General features: G+C 43.8%; 21 protein-coding genes and 1 tRNA gene. 10 read left to right on the forward strand and 12 right to left on the reverse strand.

The annotated features are described in order from the left end of the window. Position 1 precedes the first annotated feature (1 nt). Positions 2-1,654 (reverse strand): alpha-keto acid decarboxylase family protein, encoded by a 1,653-nt coding sequence (locus C6G87_RS02670; protein ID WP_104751996.1) that lies wholly within the window; start codon positions 1,652-1,654, stop codon positions 2-4. 169 nt (positions 1,655-1,823) lie between these two features. Between C6G87_RS02670 and pyrH the strand changes: the two genes are divergently transcribed. The 7 genes from pyrH to C6G87_RS02705 are packed head-to-tail and all read left to right on the forward strand — an operon-like array spanning position 1,824 to position 9,196. Continuing rightward, complete coding sequence (pyrH, locus tag C6G87_RS02675) at positions 1,824-2,549, forward strand: UMP kinase (protein WP_104751997.1); 726 nt, start codon at positions 1,824-1,826, stop codon at positions 2,547-2,549. A gap of 26 nt (positions 2,550-2,575) precedes the next feature. Continuing rightward, positions 2,576-2,791: a DNA-directed RNA polymerase subunit omega gene (locus C6G87_RS02680; protein WP_104751998.1), complete on the forward strand. Its 216-nt coding sequence runs from the start codon at positions 2,576-2,578 to the stop codon at positions 2,789-2,791. After that, positions 2,766-5,102 carry a RelA/SpoT family protein gene (locus tag C6G87_RS02685; RefSeq protein WP_104751999.1) on the forward strand — a complete coding sequence of 779 codons (2,337 nt, stop codon included), beginning with the start codon at positions 2,766-2,768 and terminating at the stop codon, positions 5,100-5,102. The genes C6G87_RS02680 and C6G87_RS02685 overlap by 26 nt, the downstream gene beginning before the upstream one ends. 9 nt (positions 5,103-5,111) lie before the next feature. Beyond that, positions 5,112-6,320: a tyrosine--tRNA ligase gene (gene tyrS, locus C6G87_RS02690; RefSeq protein ID WP_104752000.1), complete on the forward strand. Its 1,209-nt coding sequence runs from the start codon at positions 5,112-5,114 to the stop codon at positions 6,318-6,320. Between the two features lie 11 nt (positions 6,321-6,331). Next, on the forward strand, positions 6,332-7,423 hold the full coding sequence (locus C6G87_RS02695; RefSeq protein ID WP_104752001.1) for a nitronate monooxygenase: 1,092 nt from the start codon (positions 6,332-6,334) through the stop codon (positions 7,421-7,423). Positions 7,424-7,427: 4 nt separating this feature from the next. Beyond that, positions 7,428-8,486: an N-acetylmuramoyl-L-alanine amidase family protein gene (locus C6G87_RS02700; protein ID WP_104752065.1), complete on the forward strand. Its 1,059-nt coding sequence runs from the start codon at positions 7,428-7,430 to the stop codon at positions 8,484-8,486. Beyond that, positions 8,486-9,196 (forward strand): hypothetical protein, encoded by a 711-nt coding sequence (locus tag C6G87_RS02705; RefSeq protein WP_104752002.1) that lies wholly within the window; start codon positions 8,486-8,488, stop codon positions 9,194-9,196. Before C6G87_RS02700 ends, C6G87_RS02705 begins: the two co-directional genes overlap by 1 nt. Positions 9,197-9,242: 46 nt before the next feature. On the opposite strand, the gene C6G87_RS02710 is transcribed toward C6G87_RS02705, so the two are convergent. The 8 genes from C6G87_RS02710 to C6G87_RS02745 form a co-directional block, all read right to left on the reverse strand. Next, complete coding sequence (locus C6G87_RS02710; RefSeq protein ID WP_104752003.1) at positions 9,243-9,572, reverse strand: hypothetical protein; 330 nt, start codon at positions 9,570-9,572, stop codon at positions 9,243-9,245. 195 nt (positions 9,573-9,767) lie between these two features. Continuing rightward, on the reverse strand, positions 9,768-11,645 hold the full coding sequence (locus tag C6G87_RS02715; RefSeq protein WP_233708970.1) for a hypothetical protein: 1,878 nt from the start codon (positions 11,643-11,645) through the stop codon (positions 9,768-9,770). A 540-nt stretch (positions 11,646-12,185) separates the two neighbouring features. Then, positions 12,186-12,761, reverse strand: coding sequence for an outer membrane beta-barrel protein (locus C6G87_RS02720; RefSeq protein WP_104752005.1), 576 nt, complete (start codon positions 12,759-12,761; stop codon positions 12,186-12,188). Continuing rightward, positions 12,758-15,820, reverse strand: a complete 3,063-nt coding sequence (locus C6G87_RS02725; protein WP_104752006.1) for an efflux RND transporter permease subunit — start codon at positions 15,818-15,820, stop codon at positions 12,758-12,760. Before C6G87_RS02725 ends, C6G87_RS02720 begins: the two co-directional genes overlap by 4 nt. An 8-nt stretch (positions 15,821-15,828) precedes the next feature. Beyond that, the gene (locus C6G87_RS02730; RefSeq protein WP_158653075.1) at positions 15,829-16,530 is read right to left on the reverse strand and encodes an efflux RND transporter periplasmic adaptor subunit; all 702 of its coding nucleotides are present in this window, start codon (positions 16,528-16,530) and stop codon (positions 15,829-15,831) included. A gap of 3 nt (positions 16,531-16,533) precedes the next feature. Then, complete coding sequence (locus tag C6G87_RS02735; protein WP_233708975.1) at positions 16,534-17,763, reverse strand: TolC family protein; 1,230 nt, start codon at positions 17,761-17,763, stop codon at positions 16,534-16,536. Between the two features lie 157 nt (positions 17,764-17,920). Beyond that, positions 17,921-17,997, reverse strand: a tRNA-Arg gene (locus C6G87_RS02740). Positions 17,998-18,026: 29 nt separating this feature from the next. Then, on the reverse strand, positions 18,027-18,329 hold the full coding sequence (locus C6G87_RS02745) for an HU family DNA-binding protein (protein WP_104752066.1): 303 nt from the start codon (positions 18,327-18,329) through the stop codon (positions 18,027-18,029). A 153-nt stretch (positions 18,330-18,482) separates the two neighbouring features. On the opposite strand from C6G87_RS02745, the gene C6G87_RS02750 reads away from it, so the two are divergent. From C6G87_RS02750 to corA, 3 genes are read left to right on the forward strand one after another with little or no spacing between them, the layout of a single operon-like run. Beyond that, complete coding sequence (locus C6G87_RS02750) at positions 18,483-19,478, forward strand: type I glyceraldehyde-3-phosphate dehydrogenase (RefSeq protein WP_233708971.1); 996 nt, start codon at positions 18,483-18,485, stop codon at positions 19,476-19,478. Beyond that, the gene (locus C6G87_RS02755; protein WP_104752009.1) at positions 19,472-20,692 is read left to right on the forward strand and encodes a phosphoglycerate kinase; all 1,221 of its coding nucleotides are present in this window, start codon (positions 19,472-19,474) and stop codon (positions 20,690-20,692) included. The genes C6G87_RS02750 and C6G87_RS02755 overlap by 7 nt, the downstream gene beginning before the upstream one ends. A gap of 42 nt (positions 20,693-20,734) precedes the next feature. Further along, positions 20,735-21,688 carry a magnesium/cobalt transporter CorA gene (gene corA, locus C6G87_RS02760; protein ID WP_104752010.1) on the forward strand — a complete coding sequence of 318 codons (954 nt, stop codon included), beginning with the start codon at positions 20,735-20,737 and terminating at the stop codon, positions 21,686-21,688. On the opposite strand, the gene C6G87_RS02765 is transcribed toward corA, so the two are convergent. From C6G87_RS02765 to C6G87_RS02775, 3 genes are read right to left on the reverse strand one after another with little or no spacing between them, the layout of a single operon-like run. Beyond that, positions 21,685-22,221 (reverse strand): PepSY domain-containing protein, encoded by a 537-nt coding sequence (locus C6G87_RS02765; protein ID WP_104752011.1) that lies wholly within the window; start codon positions 22,219-22,221, stop codon positions 21,685-21,687. The two genes, corA and C6G87_RS02765, sit on opposite strands and share 4 nt — an antisense overlap. Beyond that, entirely contained in the window at positions 22,221-23,393 is a 1,173-nt protein-coding gene (locus C6G87_RS02770) for a glutathionylspermidine synthase family protein (RefSeq protein ID WP_104752012.1), read from the reverse strand. Before C6G87_RS02770 ends, C6G87_RS02765 begins: the two co-directional genes overlap by 1 nt. Positions 23,394-23,402: 9 nt before the next feature. Further along, positions 23,403-24,200, reverse strand: a complete 798-nt coding sequence (locus C6G87_RS02775; RefSeq protein ID WP_104752013.1) for a UPF0323 family lipoprotein — start codon at positions 24,198-24,200, stop codon at positions 23,403-23,405. Positions 24,201-24,228 lie beyond the last annotated feature (28 nt).

The raw sequence follows: 24,228 nt of genomic DNA on the forward strand, positions 1-24,228 counted from the left end.
ATCACGCATTGTTCTGCGCGCTAAGGAGCGCGCCTAGTTTTTTTAACAAAGCGGGCGCGTCGTGTTTACCCATAAACACCTCAATTAAGGCCAGTTTGGAGTCTTCTGTTCTAGCGATATTGAGAGCTTCTTGCAATACAGACACGCTAGACACTTGAAAACTCAAGCACTTCCTAGCTAATTGCACATCAAAAACACTAGGCAATTTGGAGTAATGCCACATATTAATGTCATTGTATTGGCGTTGGGCTCCATGAATACAACGCTCCACGGTATAGCCATCATTGTTGATCACGATAATAATGGGCGTGATATTTTCTCTTAAAATGGTAGAGAGCTCTTGGACAACTAATTGCAAAGACCCATCGCCAATTAAAAGAATATTGCGCCGATCTCTGTTGGCTAGCGCACTGCCCAGCAACGCCCCCAAAGTGTAGCCAATAGAGCCCCAAAGGGGTTGTCCTATGAAGCTCACCCCACTGGGCAAGGGAATAGAAAGCGCGCCAAAAAAGGAAGTCCCCTGTTCGGCGATCAGCACATCATCGGGGCGTAAATACCCTTGGATCACCTTGAAAAATTTATCTTGGGTGAGTTTGCCATGCAAGCTAGGGGTTTTAGGGGTTTTGGGAGGTGATTTTTTGGGGAAGTGAAATTTGAACTTGAGGGGAGCTAGGGCTTTGAGCACATCTTGCATTAAAATATCGTTGTAAATTCTCTCTCCAATTTGACTATACAGAGGGTGGATTTCTATCATTTTGTGTCCTTGCTTGCGGACATAATTAAAGCCCGCGGTCAACGAATCGGTGAGCTTGACCCCAATCATCAAAGCGCAATCTACCTGTTTCATCAACGCGCTAACTTTAGAATCGCTCAAAATCCCGCTATACACCCCCACAAAATTAGGGTGGGTTTCATCAAAAACCCCTTTGCCCATAGATAAAGAGACAAGGGGCAAATGGGTGATCTCGATGAATTCTTTAAGCTCTTGGTTGAGATGGTAACGATTGACCTCATAATCCGCCAACACAGCCTGAGATTTGGATTTTTTAAGCACATCTTGCACAGCGTCCACAAAGGTTTGTAAAATCTTGCGATCGCTTTTGGGGGGCATGGGTGAACACAGAACGATTTCAATGGGGCTATGCACGACATCGGCAGGAATGCCAATGTAAACGGGTTTTTTGTACAAAAAGCATGCTCTCAGTACCCGATCGATCTCTGAGAGGGCGTTTTGCTTGTCTAGGATTGTTTGGGCGACACTCACCTCTCTGTACATGTTGTAGAATTTTAAAAACTCCCCATCGCCCAAAGTGTGGTGCACGAATTTGCGCTTATAAGCCACACTTCTAGAGGGCATGCCCACGATCTTCACTACGGGCACGCTCTCCGCATAAGAGCCTGCCACGCCATTAATCGCGCTGAGTTCCCCCACTCCAAAGGTCGTCAGCAACGCCCCCATAGGTTTTAAGCGCGCATACCCGTCAGCCGCGTAAGCGGCGTTGAGTTCATTGCAATTACCCACCCATTGCAAATGAGGGTCGTCTTCTACCAAGTCTAAAAAGGACAAATTATAATCTCCGGGGACTCCAAAGAGGTGTTCTACCCCATAGTCTTTCAATTTGTCCAAGAGATATTGCCCGATTGTACTTTGCATGTCTTTCCTTTATATAGAGATAATGTAACTCTAATCTCATAAACCCAACAACGCCTTAAGCAATCCCTCTAACCAATTCTCTATGTGGTGTACAGAAACATTTTTACCTTGACACGACTTTTAAGCCTTTTTACTATAAAATGCGCCCTTTAATGATGTAAGGGAGTGCATGCAACATAAAGGGCATAAGAATAGGCGCGTGTTGGTGAAATTTTCTGGGGAAGCCTTAGCCGGGGAAAGCCATTTTGGGATCGATATTCAAGTTCTAAGCTATATCGCCAAAGAAATTAAAATGCTCGCTGAGAATGGTATAGAGGTGGGGATTGTCATTGGTGGGGGCAATATTATCCGTGGGGTGAGCGCGGCTAAGGGGGGGATTATCCGGCGCACTAGCGGGGATTACATGGGTATGCTCGCTACGGTGATTAATGCGGTTGCCATGCAGGAAGCTTTAGAACATATGGGTTTAGATGTGCGTGTCCAAAGCGCTGTAGAAATTAAGGAAGTTTGCGAGACCTACATCTACAGAAAGGCGATCCGCCATTTAGAAAAGGGGCGTATTGTGATTTTTGGAGCGGGTACGGGCAATCCCTTTTTTACTACCGATACTGCAGCCACTTTACGCGCGATTGAAATTGGGGCTGATGTGATTATCAAGGCAACGAAGGTCGATGGCATTTATGATAAGGACCCTAACAAGTTTGAAGATGCTAAGAAAATCGACACCATGAGCTATAATGACGCGTTGATTGGCAGTATTGAAGTGATGGATGACACAGCTATTTCGCTAGCCAAAGACAACAAGCTCCCCATCGTGGTTTGCAACATGTTTAAAAAAGACAATCTCTTGCAGGTGGTTAAACACAATCAAGGCGTGTTTTCTGTGGTAAAATAGAAGATCAACTTAAAAAAAGGACACAATTGAGAACGGAAGAACTTGTCGCCCAAGCCCTCGCTAGAGTGAACAACGATCGTTATATTCTCTCCAATTTGATTTTTACAAGGGTAAAGCAATTAGGTGCAGGGGCAAAACCTCTTGTGGCAATGGATATTAAAAACCACAAGCCCACCGACATCGCGATCCTAGAGATTGCGGAGGGAAAAATTAACCTTGAGTGCATTGAGACTAGATACTAAACATAAGAACTATGGGGATTTGCTGGAGATTCTAAGCGCGCTCAAGGAGGTTTGCGGACCGCATGAAGCTATATGCGTTTTAGAAAATATCATAGAGATCACCCCTAAGATCGCTCAAGCTTTGGATGTTGCGCATCATTTTCATGAAGGGCAGACGCGCAAGGGGGGGCAGCCTTATATCACTCATCCCATCTGCGTGGCGTGTATCGTGGCGTTTTGTGAGGGCGATGAGGCAATGGTATGTGCGGCCCTGCTCCACGATGTCGTGGAAGACACCGAATGCAGTATGGCGTATGTGGAGCGCGAATTTGGTACAGATGTAGCGGGTCTTGTGGATGCGCTCACCAAGATCACTGAAATCAGGAAGGAAGAGTTCCCTATGGAAGCCCAAGATTCCAAGCTCTTAGCTTCGGCTCTTACCTTCAGAAAGATTCTTGTAAGTGCTATCAATGATCCGCGTGCCCTCATTGTTAAGATTAGCGATCGCTTGCACAATATTTTAACCCTAGACGCTCTTCCTCGAGATAAACAAATCCGTATTTCTAAAGAGACACTGGCGGTATATGCGCCCATTGCAAGCCGTTTGGGCATGGCATCCATTAAAAACGAATTAGAAGACAAGAGCTTTTATTATATCCACCCCCATGAATACCAAGAAATCCGATCTTACTTGGAGCAAAATCGTCAATCTCTTTCACTTAAACTTAATCGCTTTGCAGGTAAATTAGAAAAAATGTTTTTTGAAGAGGGATTTGTGGAGGGCGATTTCACCATCAGCACACGCATCAAACGTCCCTACTCTATTTATCTGAAAATGCAACGCAAGGGTGCGGTGAGCATGGATGAGATTTTGGACCTGATGGCCGTGCGTGTCTTGGTCAAGAATCCTCTAGATTGTTATAGAATTTTAGGTGTAGTACATTTGCGCTTCAAACCCATTATTTCACGCTTTAAGGACTATGTCGCTTTACCTAAGGAGAATGGCTATCAAACTATTCACACTACGATTTTCGATCAATCCTCCATTTATGAAATCCAAGTGCGCACTTTTGAAATGCATATGGGGGCGGAATACGGTAACTCGGCGCATTGGAAATACAAGGCGGGGGGGACTGAGCCAGATGCGCTCAAATGGCTGCACAACTTCAAATACCAAGGGCATGACTCCAAATCCAACCCCAAAGAATTTTATGCCTTGGTTAAAAATGATCTCTATCGCGAGGATATCACGGTTTTTTCTCCTAGTGGAGATACTTATACTTTGCCCGCAGGGGCGATTGTGTTAGACTTTGCCTACATGATCCATAGCGATTTGGGCGATCGGGCTAAAAAGGCCTTTGTAAACAATAAGAAAGCCACTCTTAATCAGGAACTTAGAAGTGGCGATGTGGTTAAAATTGTCAAGGGTGAACAATCCACTCCACGCTACATTTGGATGGATCAGCTCAAAACTTCACGCGCCAAAAACCACCTTAAACTCCAACGCAAGAATCAAATCAAGGAGATCGACGCTAAAAGTGTGGTTAACATCCTGGGATGTATTTTTGAAGCGCCCATCTTCGCTGAGGAAATTGGACCAAAAGACTATGTTTTATTTGAAAAAAAACTTGCTGAGTATGGCGTAGAAATCTCTTTGAATGAAGCTAGCAAAAATATCGGCAATTTAAAAAAGCTTGTTGAAGAAATCCAAGAAAAGGTTAGAGAAACTCCCAAACACATGAAAAAAAAGGTGCAATACCATGAGTTTGGTTTTTTGATGAAGAACCTTCTGCAATTTCGCCTAACCAATAAAATGCTCAACCTCATCAATCCGCATGTTGGATTAAAAAAATGCTACTTGGAGAATTTTATTATCTACACCAATCCCTATGTGCATGTCAAACAAGTGTTGTTTGATGATTGTTGCCACCCCAAATACGGCGATGAAATCGTAGCTATCATGCCCAATTACAAAGATCACAAGATAGTAGTACACCACAAGCTATGTAAGGAAGCTAGCGTAGAGATCGATTTGGGGTTACCTATGGTCTTTGTGCAATGGAGCAAGAAAAAACGAGAAATCTACAAGGGTATTTTTTACCTAGAAGACAAGAAGAGTGCACTAGTGCGCTTGTTGGACTTTCTAACGAAAAACGATTGCACGATTACGGGTGTAAATTACTTTGGCTACCGCGATGAATTTTCTTCACATTGTGAAATTTTGTTAGAATACACCGCCAAAGAAGCCAGTGCACTTAAAGAGATACTCACACAAAAATATCAAGAAAGGCTTGTGAGCTTTTCTAGTTTACAAGACGCTTACCAAGCCTAAAGGATAACTATGGAAGCACAGGTTGCGCATGCAATAGCCCAAATCACCAAGGGCATGGGAGAGTGCATTGGTTTAGACACCTTACAACACCTAGTGGAGCGTTTTTACCACACACAGGAACGCTTTATCATCAAGGCCGGTTTTGACCCCACCGCCCCGGATCTACACTTAGGGCATGCTGTGCTCTTAGAAAAACTGGCCACCTTGCAAAAGCATGGGGGGTTTGTTAAATTTTTGATTGGGGATTTTACCGCACGCATTGGTGATCCCAGTGGGAAGAGCGAAACGCGAAAACCCTTGAGCGAAGAGGAAGTGCAAGAAAACGCCAAGACTTACGCCAAGCAGGTGTTCAAGGTGCTTGATCCCACTCTTACAGAGGTGTGTTTTAACTCCACATGGCTAAATGCTTTGGGGAGTGCGGGGATGCTAACCCTCGCCTCTAAATTTTCAGTCGCACGCATGCTAGAGCGCGATGATTTTGAAAAACGCTACCAAAATAACCAATCCATTAGCCTTGTAGAATTTCTCTATCCGCTTTTACAGGGTTATGATTCAGTCGCCCTAGCATGCGATTTAGAATTAGGGGGCAATGATCAAAAGTTTAATCTGATGGTGGGGCGGTTTTTACAACGCGCCTATGGGTTGGATAAAGAGCAAAGCGTGCTCACCATGCCCTTATTAGAGGGGTTAGATGGGGTGCAAAAGATGAGCAAGAGTTTGGGCAATTACATCGCCATCACCGAAGAGCCCGCTAGCATGTATGCTAAACTTCTAAGCATTAGCGATACTTTGATGTGGCGCTATTACGAGCTCTTGAGTACTAAGACCCCTGATCAGATTGCCCAGTTGCAAGAAGCGGTACGCACTAGCAAAGCACACCCTAAGGCTGTGAAAGAAGAATTAGCCCTAGAGATCACTACGCGTTGGCACTCTGAACAACAAGCCCAAAGCGCTAAGATCGAGTTTGATAAAATCTTTAGCCAAAAACAAGCCCCAAGCCAAATGCCTGAATGGCATTTTGAAAGTGGAGCATGGATTGCTAGCGTGCTCAAAGAGTGTCAGCTTTGCCCTTCTAGCTCACAGGCGCGTAGGGACATTGCCGGGGGCGGGGTGCGCCTCAATCACGAAGTGCTCAAGGACGATCGCTATCAATTCAGCAAAGGGTCTTATATTGTACAAGTGGGGAAAAGAAAATTCGCCTTGGTCCATATCCACTAAAAGGATAGTGCATGATTTCCACACTCAAACCCCTTAAAATCGGCAAACACACCCTCAAATACCCCATTTTTCAAGGGGGCATGGGGGTGGGGATCAGTTGGGACGAGTTGGCCGGTAGTGCGGCTAAAGAAGGCATCTTAGGCGTGATCTCAGCAGTGGGCACGGGTTACTATAAGAATATGCGTTTTGTAGAAAAGATGGTCGCCAAAAAGCCCTTTGAGGCGTTGAATTTCTACTCCAAGCAAGCCCTACAGGAGATCTTTAAAAACGCGCGCAAGATTTGCGGGGCTAACCCCTTGGGCGCGAATATCTTACACGCTATCAATGAATACGGGCGGGTGGTGCGTGATGCCTGCGAGGCGGGGGCTAATGTGATCATCACCGGGGCGGGCCTGCCCACCAATATGCCCGAGTTTACTAAGGACTTCCCCAATGTCGCGCTGGTGCCCATTATCTCTTCAATCAAGGCTTTACACATCATCTGCAAACGCTGGAGCGCGCGCTACAAACGCGTACCCGATGCGATCATTGTAGAGGGGCCTTTGAGCGGGGGGCATCAGGGCTTTAAGTACGAAGATTGCTTTAAAGAGGAGTTTCAATTAGAAAATTTGGTCCCGGGTATTGTAGAAGCCTCTAAAGAATGGGGACATATCCCCATCATCGCGGCCGGGGGCATTTGGGATCGCAAGGATATAGACACCATGCTCTCTTTAGGGGCGAGTGGGGTGCAGATGGCAACTAGGTTTCTGGGCACCAAAGAATGCGATGCGAAAGTGTACGCCCAAATTTTGCCCTCCTTGGGCAAAGAAGATATTTTACTCATCAAATCCCCCGTGGGTTACCCCGCGCGTGCGATCAATACCGGGGTGCTCAAGCGCATCCAAGAGGGCAACGCCCCCAAGATCGCCTGTGTGAGTAATTGTGTTGCCCCATGTCATCGTGGAGAGGAGGCTAAGAAGGTGGGCTATTGTATCGCCGATGGCTTGGGGCGTAGTTATCAGGGTAATCGCGAAGAAGGGCTTTATTTCACGGGAGCGAATGGGTATCGCATTGAGCGCATTTTAAGCGTGCACGAACTTGTGCAAGAGCTCGTTAGAGGCTGAATGGGTGCGTTTTATACTTTGCTTACTCATCGGGATTTACGCCCATGCATTGAGTGTGATTCAGGTAGTGCCCTTTGGCACAAGTAGTGTTCGCTTAAGCTTCGATCAACCTCTTGGTAGACACCATGTTATTAAAAAAACCCATTTGGGGAAATTTGAAAGCGTCCTAGATATTAGAGCGCATTTTAAGCCTCCCGCTAAGCATTATCGCTTTAATAACCAAACTTCTGTTAGTGTCTCCGGGAGAGCAGGAATCACTAAGGTGGTCATTCTTTACCCAGAGGGCACATACCAACTTAAGCGTGTAGACAACCATCTCTACATTATCATCACCGCGCACGCTAAAACTCCAACTCCTCCACCTACGCCAGAGCCCCCACTCAAGCGTTTTAAGGTAGTTGTAGATGCCGGGCATGGTGGGCATGATTGTGGGGCTAGAGGGGTGAATGGCATGTGTGAAAAATGGATTGTACTCGCCGTGGCCAAATATCTACAACAAGAGCTTCAAAAGCGCGATTACATTGTCTTTATGACTCGCAATAATGACACTTACATTAGTCTTAAGGATCGCACTGATTTTGCCAACGCTAAGAATGCCGACCTTTTTATATCAATCCATGCTAACTCCATCCCCAAACACTTCCCCACTAATCCGCAAGGCGTAGAAACTTATTTTCTCTCCACAGCTAGAAGCGAACGCGCACGCAAAGTCGCCGAACAGGAAAACCAAGACGATGTCAAAGTGATGGATTATTTTTCCAAACTCTCTTTTTTAAATTCGCTCAATTCCCAAAGGCTCATCACTTCTAACAAGCTTGCTATCGATATCCAATTTGGCATTTTAAGTCAGTTGCGTCGTACTTATCGGCATGTTGTCGATGGAGGGGTAAGAGAAGGGCCTTTTTGGGTGCTCGCAGGCGCGCTGATGCCCTCCGTGCTCATTGAGATCGGCTATAATTCTAACCCCATTGAATCTAAGCGAATCCAAAATAAAGCCTATCAGCAAGGATTAGCTAAAGGGATTGCTAATGGTATCGATAGCTTTGTAAGCAAGAATTTTTAATGCTCTCTAAAAAAACAACACCTTACAAAGTCTTTGTAGCATCTGTGTTCTTTGTGCTGGTTGTGTGCAACGCCTTAGCGTTACTCTTTTCGCATTTTAACCATAATTTCGCCCAATTGTTCACTCTGTTGAACGCACGTTTCTACGCTGTGCTTGTCCATAGTTTCCACATCGTAGGCGCACTAGGTTCTCTCTTCTATTTCGTGCGCGCCTCTAAGCACAACGCTCTAGCTCCTAAACTTATCGCATTGGGAAGTTGTGCGGCATTCGTGTATTTGGTCTTGCTGGGCATGCATGGTTTTTTTCTTTGGGGTGGATATGTTTTGGTGCTAGGCGCACTAGGAGGCTTGTGGATGCGTTACGCACATGCCCGTGCGCTTATAAGCTTTGCGCCTTCCTTAAACACCTGTATCATTTGGGTTTTTGCCTGCGGGTTTCAAACCTACTTATACCCGCAATGTGTGGGGTTGGATTTTGCCCTTTTTGTTGGTGTGCTCTTAGGACTTGTAGGAGTAGTTGCTCGACGCAAGGAATATTTAGGGTTTTATGAATACGCAAATCTACTTGTTCTGTGCGCAGGCTTGGTAGTCTTTATGCTCTGTGCACCCGTGATTGTCGCCCAAGAAAGCGCAAGACAAGCTTTTTTTTGGCTGGGAATTTTAGCGTGGATAGGGGAATGGATGCACACAAGCATGCGCCCCCATACCTAATAAAAGTCTGAGATGCATTGGTATACTCCTTACAACGGCTCTAGAGTTATCTTCTCCTGTAAGTAGCCACCCTACCGGTGAGACGAATCTTATCTCTACCAAAGGTTTTTTTAATAACCTCATAACGTGGGAAAACAATGGTGTCGCATTTATTATCCGCGATCGCCTTATTGAGCAACAACTCATAGATATTAGGATTAGAGGCATCATAGGGTATTTCTGTGGTGATCACAGGTCCTATATCAAAATCGCTGGTGCTGAAATACATTGTGTATCTAAAATCTGACACTTTAGCTGCTACAACAGCGGAGCAACCATTAAAAAACATAACCCCTAAAATCCCCCCTAATACAATTAACGACGCCTTCTTTAGCATCGCGAACCCTCCTGATACACGATATTTATCAAAATACTAACTAGAAAATTCTACCAAAAAATTTAAAACTCTTTAGCAGAAATCCCACTTAAGCAAACGCGATGCGTTTGTTTTAGCGGGTGGGATGAATGCCACTAATTCGTGTACAATACCCGCATACATTCGTATCCAGCGCAGGGCAGGTTTTTGACACTCTTAGCGCAAATCATCCTCTCTTGGAGGAAGAACAAGTTGATGGATCACTTCGCGTCGAGTTCTGCTAGTCCGTTTTCCAAAAAGTCTCTCTAGCATGAAGTACACTTCAATGTTTGAGGGTTCGTTATTTATGAAATATGTAAAATCCTGATAACTCATACGGAAAGGCGCACTTTTATACAAAGGCACTCTAACACCTAATTTATAAACCCATGCATTGTGCTGGTATCTTGTACCAAGATCAATAAAAGAGGTGCATAAAACCCCATGCGTCGAATCTGCTGGTATCTTGGTGTTCATGAAATTGATTTTTTCTGTGAATCCTAAATAAACGCCTGCAAAATTCGTATTGGAGGGATTGCTATCCACATAGAAATCTGCAAGCATATCCGCAGTTAATTGCATATAACCCACATTCAAATCTTTTAATGCAACAAAGCTAGGTGTTGGCACTATAAAGGAATATCCGCCAAGTGCAAGCACATCAAAGCCAAAATATTTGCTAAAAAACCGCTGGTAGCCAGCACCTCCGCCAACATTATAAGCCTTATTTGCAAAGAAGGTACTATTGACGGCATGGGAAACGGAGTTAATAAAGTTGGTAGTGGAAACACGTATGGGTGAAGAGGGCATGCTTGCAAAATGTGGCGTTTGGGTATTCGGAGCTGCAATCGTATATTTATGCGGGAGCGGGAAATATGTCGATGGGTTGCCTAGGATTGGTGAAAAACCGCTACCTGCTTGTTTTTGATCAATAAAAGCCATATTGCCAGAGTAAACTTGTTGTAGCTGTGCCATGCATGCTAACATAGCAGTCTCATTCAGCAAACCCATGGCATGGAGATCCTCAATGATGCTAACTTCTTTTTGAAACCATGCTAGTATCTGCACCATTTTTGCATTGTCGATCTCGCCAAACTTATTAAAACTCTCTGTATTTGTAGCATGGATGTTGGGGAGACCAAAACTGGTTTGAAAACAGGTTTCTAATGGTTTATGAGGGTTTGTCGGGTCGCATTCCTTCGCTTTTTCTGTGCCTTGTTGCACACTGCTTTCATAGCTTGATTCGCTGAGAATGTGTTGCATGTTTGAGTTGCTTGCAATTTCACCAAAGTCTTTTAAGAGATCTTGGAGTTGTGTTTTAAAGCTACTTGCCCCGCTTGCAGAAGATACTGGGCTTCCTAATTGAGACTTAATCTTATCGACAATGCTTTGGTATGTATTCAGATGTTCCGTCTGTGTCCGCAATTTATCTTGATAATTATTGTATTCTTCAATACCCTGAAGAATATTTGTTTCTTGTGTAATTGTTTCCGCTAGAGTGTTCTTCATGTTTTGAACAATGGATATAATCTGTTGCTTTTGGGAATTTGATATACTACCCGTGTCCTGCAAATTGGAAGAAGTTAGAGGAGTTGGAGGCACATCTCCCGCTTTGCTCAAGTCTTGGATTTTTTCAGCTTGTAAACTTAAATTTTGAAGCTTTGCTCGCAACTCCATTAACATATCAGGAAAGACAGAAAATCCATTGAGTTCTTGTTGCGCACTTGCAACCAACGCATTAAACTCGTTAAATAATGCTTTGAGGAACACTTGATCAATGGGAGAACTAGGAATATTTTTCCCATTTTGTTGATCGTAGTCAACGGTTTGCCAAATTTTATCGAGTATCTTGTTCATCTGATTGATATTAGAAACCACTACCTCTTGTGTTTTTGCGGCATCAAAAAGTTTCCAAGATTGAATTGGCTCGGTCGTATTCCTTTGCGCACTTGCAGAAACATTTGAGATACCTGCAGTAGCGGCAATAAAAAAGCCATTCCGTGAGTCGTTCTCGATAATTTCTCGTTGGCAGGAGGTAAAAACAACACTTAGCATGCCGAGCACTATGAACATCTTTAAAAACGGAAGTTGTGTTTTTCTTCCCCTCTTTGTTGTCCGAGCAAGGCTAGATTTCAATGAAGCCATTAACTTAAAAACATTAACATCATTGCCATTTACCCACCTATCTGTATCACCACCTTCGCCCTCATGCCACAGACATTAAGGCCCCGCGCTATATCGAAGCGATGAAAAAACGACCGCCATATTCGGAATGTCCACAGAAAAACCATGGCAATTACCCAAGTTTTTAGAGCTCACAAAATAACTCCAATCTCACGGCAACAAAACACACCGCCACACCCACCGCTCAGCCTATGCGATCATCTCAGCATAGCCTATCGACATACCCCCCATAACTAAAGTTAGGGGATTCTAACTTTAGTGGAGATCGCGGCTTTAAACAGGGTAGCTCACTTTGGAGTCTTATGTTCCCTATTGCGGTTGGTTGATGCCCCAACCCCAAGGGTATTACCCCTTGATTGCAACTTGGATATTAGCACGAGACTGTAAATCACTCGTTTTTGGGTATGCGGATTAAAAAAGGTAAGCGTAAGAAGCGACCCAGTAGAAAGCCCACAGGCTTAAAGCGGGATTTTTGGTCGAATGTATCTGACCAAAGGGGAGCTTGATTCCTAGTTCCACGCGATGTTGTTTTTCAATTGTGCCTCCCACGCCTAAGTTAAGCACTCCATTATAGCCCATAAAACTACGCGCGCTCACGGAACTATCTAAAGTTTGCGCGCTTTGGAAATATCCCAAGCCCAAGCCTAAATAAGTACCCACGATCATCTTCTTGGACAAGCGGTAAAAATCATTGATCATATCCACATTAACACTTAGAAAGGAATAGACATTAGTGTGTAAGGCGGTGGGTCTAAGCGCCATAATGTACCCTATATCTGTTCTAACGGAGATGTATTTATGGGCATTAAATTGATATCCCCCACAAATCCCCCATAAAAAGTTATTTTGCCAGGGCGCAGGCGCGAATCGGGCACTTTGGAATCCCGTCATTACCCCAACAAAAATTTTGCTTTTAGAGCGAGTTTGTTCTGTTGTGGCATCAGCAATACCCGCTATACACAAGAATCCTAATGCCCATCTTTTCATGGAGCGTCTTTGTAAAACTTCTTGAGTTTGTCATCTAGGGGAGCTAAGAGACGATAAAAGATAGGGACGACCAAAAGACTAAGCATCATGGATACGAGTAACCCCCCGCTCATGGCGATCCCAATGGGGGATTTCATACCAGCGCCCTGCCCTACAGATAGAGCTAAGGGCAACATGCCGCATACCATCGCAATTGTCGTCATGAGAATCGGGCGTAGACGCAATTCTCCAGCTAAAACAATGGCTTGTACGATCCCATGCCCTTCTTTGCGCTTTTCATTGGCAATATCAATGAGTAGGGTGGCATTTTTGCCCACCATGCCAATGAGCAAGACCAAGCCCATAAGCGAAAACATGCTTAAAGGTTGATGCGCCAAACCTAGGGCAAAGAACGCCCCTGAAAAACTCAAGGGCATGGTGATCATGATGATCAAAGGTTCTAAAAGCGATTCATAGAGCGCTGCTAAAATCATGTAAATAAGCGCAAAAGCGGTAGCCACTGCCACCATAAAAGCTTGATTGGTTTCCTTCAAATTATTGGCTTCGCCTGTAAAGGTGAAATTAGCCCCTTTTGCTAACCACTCAGGTGCATGTGCCTCCACTGCTTTTAAGATAGTGCCTAGAGAAACACCCTTATCCTTAGCAGGTTGCCCATAGACCGTAACACTGCGCTGGCGGTTGTAGCGCGTAATATTGAAAGCTACTTTGCTCTCCACCACCTCCACCAATCCATCCAAGAACATCAATTCCCCATACTTGTTCCTCACCTGGAGGCGTTTAATGTCCGCAATACTTGTTTTTTTATTTCTAGGAACACGGATAATAATATCATATTCGCGCCCATGTTCCTTGAAATAGCTTACTTGATTTTCTCCTGAGAACGCGTTATTCACTACAGCGCTAATTTCTTGAGCACTCACGCCGTATTTATTGGTGTTTTGGCGCAACACTTTGAGTTGGTATTGAGTTTGGTAATCGGAAGTGTTGGTGTGATAAGAGCCAAACTTGCCCTTCATTTCAGGGCTTTCTAGTAAAAACTTCCTCAGATTTTCTACGCTTTGATCCACTGCTTCCTGATTAGCTGCATAAATAAAGACTTGGAAAGAAGAGTTATCTCCCCCGCCAATCAAAGCCACATCAGCAAGGTTAATTGAAACGAACTCTTGTCCAATCCCTAATGCATAAAACTTAGCGCGCAACTCCTTCATAACCACGAATTGGTTTTTAGTCCGCTTGTCTAAACTTTTTAGCTGTACAAAAAACTTACCCTGAAAAATGCGTTGCACGCTTCCATAGCCAATCTGCATGGTTTCAAATTCTACACTGGGATCTTCCTCAATAACCTTTTGCAAGCGTCTCATCTTCTCTTCCATGCTTGCCAAGCTAATATCGGTGTTAGCACGCACAAAGATGTAAAACATGCCCCGATCTTCTTTGAGCATAAAATCCATACCCAATTTACCCGCTACATGCAACGAACCTGCAAAAATTCCTAAGACTAACAGCCCAATGATCAGCTTATGGTTTAAAATCCAAGTGAGCATCTTTGCATAAGTGCTTTCCATTTTCTTAAAAAAAGGCTCAGTATAATGGTAGAATTTGGATTGTTTGGGGCTCACAAGGATGGAGCTAAGCATAGGAATCACGCTCACAACGACTATATAGGAAATAGCAATTGCTAGCGCGACCGTGATTCCAAAGCTTTGGAAAAAGCGTCCCACAATCCCGCTCATGTCGCTGATGGGAATAAAGACCGACAAAAGCATAGCAGAGATGGCAATAATCGCAAAGCCGATCTCGCGCACCCCCTCATAACTCGCGCTTTTTTTATCCATACCCGCTTCTAATTTTTTATGGATATTCTCGATCACCACAATCGCATCATCGATAATAATCCCGATAGAAAGCGTGAGCGCGACCATTGTTAACATGTTTAGAGAAAAGCCAATCCAATTAATGAGTGCAAAAGTGCCCATAATGGAAATAGGGATACTTACCGCTGAAACTAGAGTGATAGAAAAATTCCTTAAAAACACCAAGACAACCAAAACCGCTAAAATTCCCCCTAGAACGAGGTCAAATTCGATATCTTTAATAGAGTGGCGGATAAAACTTGTGGTGTCCAAAAAAGGGCGAATATCATAGCCCACACTCATGGCTTTGATGGTTTTGAGCTCTTTAAAAACAGCATCTACAATCTCAATTTCATTAGCGCCTGCGATTTTTTGCACTTCCAAAATAACACCAGGCTCACGCTGGTAGCTGGCATAGGAACTATCTTCATCCACCCCCCATTGGATCGTGGCAATATCCCCTAGACGCACATGGTTACTTAGTTGGATATTGGCTAAATCGCTAATTTTGTAGCTATTGGCATTAACTAAAATAGAGTAATTTTTATCCGTACCAACGATGCGCCCTCCGTCCATCTCTAAATTTTGAGTTTTAAGCGTATTGTAGAGATCGGTATAGGTCAATCCATATTTGTTCATCAGACTAGGATCGGCGTAAATACGCACTTGTCTTTCTTGAAAACCATTGAGTTGCACCCCACCTACGCCCTTGATCGTTTGCAACAAAGGTTTGACCACATTTTTAGCGTGATCGTTGATTTGGGCGATAGATTTCTCTTGGCTACTTAAAAAGAGTGAGATGATAGCCTGCCCATTGGTGTCGAACTTGTCAATAGAGGGCTTATGGATGCTTGGATCGTCAAAGCGTACCGAAGAAACTTTATTGATAATATCGTTGAGTCCTACACTAATTGGTTTTTCCAGCTCAAATTCCACCACAACGATGCTGACATTTCTAGCACTATTAGAGGTAACTTTTTTGATTCCATCAACCCCCATCACCGCTTCTTCGATCCTATCTGTGACCTTGCTTTCAATAATGTCCGCACTCGCGCCCGGGTAAATGGTCTTAACCACCACAATAGGAAAGTCAATATTGGGAAAAAGGGCTACGCTAATTTTTTTAAGTCCCATCGTTCCAAAAAAAACAATCACCAATGCAAACATCAAAGTTGTAATGGGTCTTTGAATAGCTACCTTGTACACAAATCCCCCTACTTAATAAAGCCGTCCCCAAAGATTCCGGGACGCAAATTACTTTGTGCAGGCAATAGGGCTTCTGCGCTTACTTTGCGCGTTTTCACATCAATTGTTGGATAAATCTTGGTGATCACAGCTTTAAAGTTGTTGCCTCCCCCATCGACACTATAAAAGAAACTATCTCCTACCTTAACTTCATGGATATAACGCGAATCAAATTCTAAGACCATTTTTAATTTCTTACTCACCAGTCTAAAGAGAAGCGTATTATTAGCGTTCATGCCCTCGCCTAGTTCGATATTCTTACTGGCAATAACCCCATCAAAAGGAGCTTTTAAGATAGTCTTTTCCACCACCGCTAGGGCGTAATTACGATCAAACTCTAATTTTTTATAGTCTGCATAATATTTATCCAGCGTATTTTTATCAATCGCTCCGCCAATCTTCTTATAGCGTTCGTATTGCTTTTGCATGAAGTTATATTGCTGTGTGATAGAGTCAACCTGAGACTTTTTATCTTTATTGTAAAGCGTGAGTAAGATATCCCCTTTTTTAACCTTGCCCCCCACATCAACATAGATTGCATCCACAATTCCCGAAGAATCTAAAGTTAAGTTTGCATCTTCCAACGCTTCCACATTAAAAACCGCATACACCTCTTTAGCCCCAAGCCCCACAAATAGCAGTAGGACGCATAAAATAGTTCTCATGATCAATCCTTAGCGCACATAATCTTGAATATGATGTCCGCTGTAAAAAATATAATTGGCCTTTTGCATTTCGTAATTATTCAGAGATTGGTTATAGATCACCTCCGCATCAAAGCGCGTGCGCAATGCTCTCAAATAAGTAGTGAAATCTACAAGGTTTGCATTGTATTTTTTCTTGATACTTTCATAAGAAAGGGTTGCAGATTTCAAACTAGCTTCTGAACTACGGATTTTAGAGCGTGCCATGTCTAGAGATTTGCGGTAAAGCTGTTCATCTTTTTGCTGTTCTAACTTCTTATATGTGAGATTTTTTTCTTGGGCGAGTTGCCCTAAGCGGATAGACTGCTTTTGTAAGCTAAGTCCAATATCACTAAACAAATCTAAACTCACCACAATTGACACGGTGTTTTGCTGGTTGGGAAAGAGGTTACCTAGTCTATTGCCAACACCTCGTGCAAAGGCAGGTTTTTGGATGTAATATTGCCAATCATCGGTCAAATCAATACTGGGATAATAATTAAGCTGTTTGTTTTGGTAGTGAATAGCTGTGATCTGCTCCCTGAGTGAACGCAAATCAGCGCGTTCTCTAATGCCTAAATTGGGTTCTAAAATTGTAGTGCGCTTCAAGGAGGGAATTTTAGAATTGGTCAGGTATTCTAAGGTGAGACGATTCTGCTCAATAGCAAATTCCATATCTGTAATATCATTCTGACTGAGTGCGCCTTGTGCCTTAGCGCTCTCTAAATTGTCAATGGTTGTCAAACCCTGATCGAAGAGCTGGCTAGTGCGTTTGATATCTGCGCGCAATTCGGCTAATTTGCGCTTAAGCGCTACAAGCTGAGCCATGTTGTTGAAATACTGGTAGTATTGTTGCACTACCTGTAAGTAAATACTCTGTCTAGTGTATTCCATGCTAGCAGCACTAGAGCGGTAGGTGGCAGACTTTTCCTTAACCCCGTTGATCGTGCTAAAGCCCTTAAAAAGATTGAGATCTAACTTAGTATTGAGCAATTGCATATCATATTCGGGAAAATCTAGAGTGTTCCTGTTGCGGTGGTTAAAGGTGTAGTTGCTATTGAGGGTGGGCAAGAAAGCCGCCTTAGCAATGGTATGATTTTTAAGTGCCTGACTCACCTGTAGTTGGGCTGCTTGTAAAGAGTAGTTATTATTTGCGTTTTTAATCAGCTCAGCTAAGCCCAAAGCTCCGCCGGTGGTGGTGGCAAACTTTTTTTCCTCCATCGCTTCTAATTCTTGAACTCCCAAAGCCAGCGTGCCTGTGGGGTGGTATGTTTCTAACTCTAGGGCATGTAAAAATGCCCCAAAAATCCACCAGTATAGCCATAAAAAAACCCTAAAATACAAGGCTAAACTCCGCATAAAATATTTTGCATTGTGATGGTGTCCTCGGCGGGATTTGAACCCACGACCTTACGATTAGGAATCGTACGCTCTATCCAACTGAGCTACAAGGACTTAAGGGCACCCTCAAGGGTGCATGGAAGCTATTTTTTCTTTTTAGTCACTTTAGAGGCAGCAACCACATCTTTGAGCACTTTACCAGGCTTGAACTTGGGTACCATTTTGTCTTTAGTTGTGTAGCTTTTATCACTTCCGGGAACCTTGCCTTTTTTACCCTTCTGTAAAACCGCCTCAAATTTGCCAAAACCTACCAATTCTACGCTTTCATGGCCACTTAATGCCTTTTCAACAGCTTTAACAAACCCATTCAGCGCCAGTTCTGTTTCTTTTTTATCCTTAAAGCCACCTTCTTTTTGCATCAAGTCTAAAAACTCTAGTTTTTTCAACACATGTCCTTTGTATAGATATTTTTGCAAAAAGCAAAACACGCGTGCCATTATACTACAAAATCCGCCAATTGCGCCAATTCCGCGTTTAAGAGCCCTTCAAGTTAGCTATTGTATGATACAAGGTTTAATAAAAAACTAAAAGGGGCTAGGTTGGTGCGTGTGGCAATCAATGGAACAGGGCGTATCGGCTTATGTGCCGCACGCATTGTGGCGCAACGCGATGACATGGAATTAGTCGCCCTTAATTCTACTTGCGATTTGGATACCCTGATCCATCTCTTGCGTTATGATTCGCTTCATAAGCATAGTGTGCGTATAGAGAAAGTCAATGAAGAGGGCTTATGCATGGGCAATAGCTTATTTGTGCGCGTCTTGCACGAACGCGACCCCGCTAAACTAGATTTTGGCAAGGCGCAAGTTGTCTTGGAATGCACGGGGAAATTTAACGATCATGCTCTAGCTCAAGTCCATTTAAAAAACGCTGTGCAAAGGGTAGTGATCTCTGCCCCTGCCACTAATACCCCCACTTTTGTTTATGGGGTTAACCACACTAATTACGCCGGAGAACCTGTTATTTCTAATGCCTCCTGCACCACCAATGCGCTCGCTCCACTTTTGTTAGTGCTCGATCAGCATTTTGGTGTAGAGCACGCCTTGATGACCACAATTCATAGCTATACTAATGATCAAAATCTTTTAGATTCCAAACATAAAGACTTACGCCGTGCGCGCGCGGCTGCGCTGAATATGATTCCCACCAGCACAGGCGTCAATAAAGCTTTGACTCACATTCTGCCCCATTTAGCTCCTAAGGTTAAAGGTTTGGCTTTGCGTGTGCCTACTCCTGTAGTGAGTCTGATTGATTTGAGCGTACATACGCATCAAGCCATGAGCCTTGAAAGCCTGCATGCAAGCATGCAGTTAGCCAGCCGTACCCATTTGGAAGGTGTTTTAGGTATTGATAACCATCAACGCGTCTCGAGCGACTTTATCGACAGCTCCTATAGCGCGATCTATATTGAAGATCAGACATTGGTATTAGATAAACATCATGCCAAAATCTTAGCATGGTATGATAATGAAGTGGGTTACTCAGAGCGACTCGTGGATATGGCATACCACACCATGAAAGGAATAACATGTTAGCCGGAATCAAGCGCATGCAAGAGGTTTTAGGTATCCAGGATGTGGACATACAAAACAAGAATGTCATGATTCGCGTGGATTTTAATGTTCCTTTGGATAAAGATTTTAACATTATGGAAGACACGCGCATGCGTGAGAGTATCCCCACAATCAACTATTGCATTGATAATGGTGCACGCTCGGTAGTGCTTGTGGGGCATTTAGGACGCCCTGAACCTAAATTTGATGGCGATAAACAGAGTCAATTTTCTTTTAACCATTTGGTCAAACGGCTGGAGCGCTTGCTAAATAAAGAAGTCTTTTTTGCACATTCCTTACAAATGGCCAAACAACTACAAAGCGCGCATGCTAATCCTGTTATCTTAATTGAAAACCTGCGTTTCTATAAAGGCGAAAAAGAAAATGACCCGGAGTTTGCTAAGCAATTAGCGGATCTCTGTGAAGTCTACGTGAACGATGCCTTTGGCACGAGTCATCGTAAACACGCTAGCACCTATGGCATTGCGACGCATGTGCCTACAAAGGTTGCGGGCTTTCTGCTCAAAAAAGAGATCAATTCTTTTGCCAAAGCCTTAGCCAATCCTTTGCGTCCCGTACTCTTGGTAGTTGGGGGATCTAAGGTCAGTTCTAAGCTCAAGCTTTTGCACAATATTTTAGATCGGGTGGATAAAATCATCATCGGGGGCGCGATGAGCAACACCTTTTTGAAAGCTCTCGATTACAACATGCAAGCCTCTTTAGTGGAAGAAGATTTGATTGAAGAGGCTTTGCACATCTTGGATAAAGCCAAGCAAAAGGGCGTACATGTCTACTTACCCGTCGATGTGGTGAGCACCACTCACCTAGAACACACCGATCAGGTGCAAATCACCCCCGCTCAAGACATCCCTTTAAATCACATGGCAGTTGACATCGGACCGGCAACTTCTAAACTCTTTTCTTTAGTGATTCAAAATAGCCAAACCATTATTTGGAATGGTCCGCTTGGAGTCTATGAAGTCCCCCTTTTTAGTCGCGGTTCGTTTCAGATTGCCCACAGCATTTCTAACACCTATGCTTTTTCCTTGATCGGGGGAGGGGATACGATCGATGTTTTGACACGTGCCGGTTATAAAGATAGCGTGAGCTTCATCTCTACGGGTGGGGGGGCGAGCTTAGAGCTCTTGGAAGGTAAGATTTTGGTCGCCTTCGATGTGTTGGATCGCAAACCATGACGGAGAGTGTGCCGTGCCCACTACAATACAGGAGCACTGGGCATGATCAATGTCTTTGCAAAGAATAACGAACTTGTTGAAATTTTTACATTTCAAGATTTTGAAAATTTTCCCTTTGAAGAGCACAATATCTTATGGTATGAGCTTATCAACCCTACCTTTACTGAACTCTATTGCATCGCACAAAATTACGATCTCAATCTCTACGAAGATCCTGAAAAAAGTGCGGTGGTCAAATATTGGGAGAACAGCACCTCCATCACCATTAACACCTATTTTATTTATAAAGACTCGCCCCTAGCTTTCCACACTGAAGCAATCACTTATTTTATTGCCAATAATATTCTGTTCACTCTCTACCACGGAGATTTCCCCATTTTCCGAGAGGTGCAGGGGCGTGTGCTAGCTAGCCCCAAGAAATTCCATGATGGATTTGACATCTTGGCTAAAATTTTAGAACTCTACTTTGAGAAGGGTGCGGATTGCTTAGAGGAAGTCAACCGCGAAACTAGTGTGTTGCGTAAGCAAATTGTCTTTGACCTAGAAGCCTGTACCCATGAAGAAACCTTGATCTCGCTATCCTTTTTGCAAGAATTTAACATGGAACTACGCGATTCGCTCTTTGATAAAAGGCGCATCATCACCGCCCTATTGAAAAGCAATAAGGTAGATAACGAGACAAAGAAAGATTTCAACATTATTATCAAGGATTTTAATTCCTTGGTAGAATTTAGTACTGCTAATCTTAACGCACTAGATAATATTCAAAACCTTTTTACTTCTCAAGTCAATGTAGAGCAGAATAAGATCATCAAACTTTTCACCGTGGCAACGATGGCGATGATGCCCCCTACTTTAATTGGCACAATCTATGGGATGAACTTTGAGGTGATGCCTGAATTGCGTTGGGAATTTGGCTACCCCATTGCGATCGTGGCGATGATCGTCTCGACCATCTTACCCATTTTGTATTTTAAAAAGAAAGGCTGGCTCTAATTTAGGGCTCCCCAAAGCAGAACCCCCAGCACCACCGCGCCCAGCACAAACGCGCTAATGATACCTTTGGTGCTCTTGCGCTTAAAGCCCATAAGCAATCCACTCATATAAAATAGACATAGAAATACCCCAAAGATAATGCCAAAAACCACAAGTGGCTTGCCCGCTCTACCCTTATGCACTTGCATGAGTACGCCTAGCGCACTGCGGTGTATGCTCGTGATGACGCTTTTGTCTCTCTCAGAATTAATATTAATTTCATAGCCAGCCGTACCGATAAGCAACGCTCCCTTGCGTCTTCTAGGCTCAATTTTAGGAGGCAAAGCAACATTTTTTTGTTTTAAAAAGTCTAGGAGAAATTCTAACTCTTTTTCTTTGGCTACAAGAGGCACGCTCCACTTGGTGATTTTAGCCCCACTATTGGAACCAAAGTCTAAAAAGAAAGCCACCCCACTGATCACAAACAGCAACACTAGGGGCAGAAAAAACACGCTCGCGTAAGCGTGGAATTTATAAATAGTTTGGACGCGCATTATTGTAAAATATGGCTCACAAATTTTGAATAATTGTCCATCACAAGCCCCCCCTTTCTAAAACCTAACCCGCATGCCTCATAGGCAAAAAAGACATTGGGTTGGTAGTAAAACTCACCTACCTGATTGAGTGGCGCGTATTCCTGATACACAGGCTTATGATTGCCATAGACCCCCTGCGTTTGATGCACGATGCTCAAATCTGGGTTCAAAATCTGCACATTAGCCCCCTCTCTGCCAAAGGCAACTTTACGCACTTGCTTTTTGTTTTGCAAGGGTTCATAGCTAGCTTCTAAAAGCAAAGGATGGTTAGGATAGCGCTCCCAAAGCACCTTTAAAAAGCGTTTGCTTTGGAATAATAGCGTGTAAGCGGGGTTCAAAAAGATGGTATTTTGGTTAGCCATCATGTCCTGCATGAGCAAAGCTAACTCGGGTTCATCGATAGCAATACTCTCCCAAGGCACGAGCTTAAACAAGAATTCGTAATTCACTCCTTCAAAAAAGACCCCCTCTTCAGGATTGAATTGCACTTCATCCATGTATGCAAAATGTGTTTCAAAGCCCGCACTTCGTGCGGCATCTTGCAAGAATTGTACGCTACGCTCTTCTTCACTACTCCCTCGAATGCTGGAAAAAAGAATCTTCCAGCCTTCATAAAGGCTTTCAAACCCACTCACATCTTCACTCAAAGTAACCAAGCGTTTAAAATTTTGGCTTAGGGCTTCATGGATATTGTTAAATTGCAAGTCCTCATTGTAGCCATTGTGCTTGAGTAATGCCCATTGTACTAGTGCACTTTCATAAAGCATGGTCGGAGTGTCAGCGTTAAACTCCAAAAGCTTAATAGGTTTACCATCTAGTCCGCCGGCTAGATCAAAACGCCCGTAAATATGCCAGTGCACTTCTTGCTCAAAACTTTGTTTGATCATCGGAATCAAACTATTAGGGATGTCTAATTCGAAAAAGCGTTCTTGCTCGATGACCATTTGTGCAGTTTCTACAAACATATCATAGAGCTCGTTACACGCATCGTAATAGGCATTCGCCTCCTGTTGACTCACCACAACTAAATCATTGCTAAGATAGGGACTTTTATCAGGGTCGGTATGCCAGTCTAGTCCGATCTCTTCTAGGGCTTGGTGGCTTAAGGGTTGTAAAGTTTTGATTTGCATGGAATTCCTTTAAGAAGCAGCGCCACTATGACTAGAGCCAAAAAAACCGCTACGCCCTTGAGAAGGGCTAGAGCTGTGCGTATTTTGGGGTCTTTGAGGGCTGACAGAATGGTTTGTAGAGGGGCTAGAACTATGTGCGCCTTGGCTAGCAGAGGGGCTAGAAGTGGGTGCGGTTGTAGAACTACGCGGGCTAGAAGCATTGCTAGGGCTAGAGTTTTGCGAAGACCCAAAAAACCCGCTACGCGCTCCACTAGAAGGCGTGCCCGATGTGCTTCTAAAATTATTCTGACTGCGTTGGTAGGCTTGTGGGGAGCTATAATTTCTTTGGGCATTTTGGGTATAATTAGGATTGTTAAAAAGCTTATTGCCAATATAGGCCCCCAAAATTGCCCCCGCCGCACTGCCTAAAATTGCTCCCCCAATGCCCAGCCCAGAACCTCCACCTTCAGCAGGGGGTTTAGTGAGCTGACTTGTGCCATTATCAATTTTAACTTCTTCCTCCTTGATAAGTTTTTGCACTTCCTCATCGCTGAGCATACGCTCCTTGCCCTGCATATCGCGTACCACAACTCGCGTCTTGTCGCTGGGATATTCTTCAGCCACCTTATAACTCTTATCAGGCTGTTCTTGCAAGATCACCAACGCGCCTTTTTTAACCTGTTGGGTTTGTTGGCTGCTCTCTTTGGGTTTTTCCTCTTTGGGTTTTTCTTGTGTATCGCCCTTACATCCGGCTAAAGCCACCACAACCACCGCACTAAGCCCCCCTACAATAGCGTAATCTGAAATTTTTCTAAATGGCATGCGCATCTGTATCCTTATCTTAAAAGTCTTTATG

Origin of the sequence: Helicobacter baculiformis, from assembly GCF_900197685.1 — a bacterium.
Classification (GTDB): Bacteria; Campylobacterota; Campylobacteria; order Campylobacterales; family Helicobacteraceae; genus Helicobacter; species Helicobacter baculiformis.

Excerpts from the sequence above, each read along its gene's own strand:
- C6G87_RS02770 (WP_104752012.1), bottom strand. The coding sequence starts at position 23,393 with ATGCAAATCAAAACTTTACAACCCTTAAGCCACCAAGCCCTAGAAGAG.
- C6G87_RS02720 (WP_104752005.1), bottom strand. The coding sequence starts at position 12,761 with ATGAAAAGATGGGCATTAGGATTCTTGTGTATAGCGGGTATTGCTGAT.
- tyrS (WP_104752000.1), top strand. The coding sequence starts at position 5,112 with ATGGAAGCACAGGTTGCGCATGCAATAGCCCAAATCACCAAGGGCATG.
- C6G87_RS02710 (WP_104752003.1), bottom strand. The coding sequence starts at position 9,572 with ATGCTAAAGAAGGCGTCGTTAATTGTATTAGGGGGGATTTTAGGGGTT.
- C6G87_RS02755 (WP_104752009.1), top strand. The coding sequence starts at position 19,472 with ATGTTAGCCGGAATCAAGCGCATGCAAGAGGTTTTAGGTATCCAGGAT.
- C6G87_RS02670 (WP_104751996.1), bottom strand. The coding sequence starts at position 1,654 with ATGCAAAGTACAATCGGGCAATATCTCTTGGACAAATTGAAAGACTAT.
- C6G87_RS02715 (WP_233708970.1), bottom strand. The coding sequence starts at position 11,645 with ATGCTAAGTGTTGTTTTTACCTCCTGCCAACGAGAAATTATCGAGAAC.
- C6G87_RS02775 (WP_104752013.1), bottom strand. The coding sequence starts at position 24,200 with ATGCGCATGCCATTTAGAAAAATTTCAGATTACGCTATTGTAGGGGGG.
- corA (WP_104752010.1), top strand. The coding sequence starts at position 20,735 with ATGATCAATGTCTTTGCAAAGAATAACGAACTTGTTGAAATTTTTACA.
- C6G87_RS02705 (WP_104752002.1), top strand. The coding sequence starts at position 8,486 with ATGCTCTCTAAAAAAACAACACCTTACAAAGTCTTTGTAGCATCTGTG.
- C6G87_RS02695 (WP_104752001.1), top strand. The coding sequence starts at position 6,332 with ATGATTTCCACACTCAAACCCCTTAAAATCGGCAAACACACCCTCAAA.
- C6G87_RS02765 (WP_104752011.1), bottom strand. The coding sequence starts at position 22,221 with ATGCGCGTCCAAACTATTTATAAATTCCACGCTTACGCGAGCGTGTTT.
- pyrH (WP_104751997.1), top strand. The coding sequence starts at position 1,824 with ATGCAACATAAAGGGCATAAGAATAGGCGCGTGTTGGTGAAATTTTCT.
- C6G87_RS02735 (WP_233708975.1), bottom strand. The coding sequence starts at position 17,763 with ATGGAGGAAAAAAAGTTTGCCACCACCACCGGCGGAGCTTTGGGCTTA.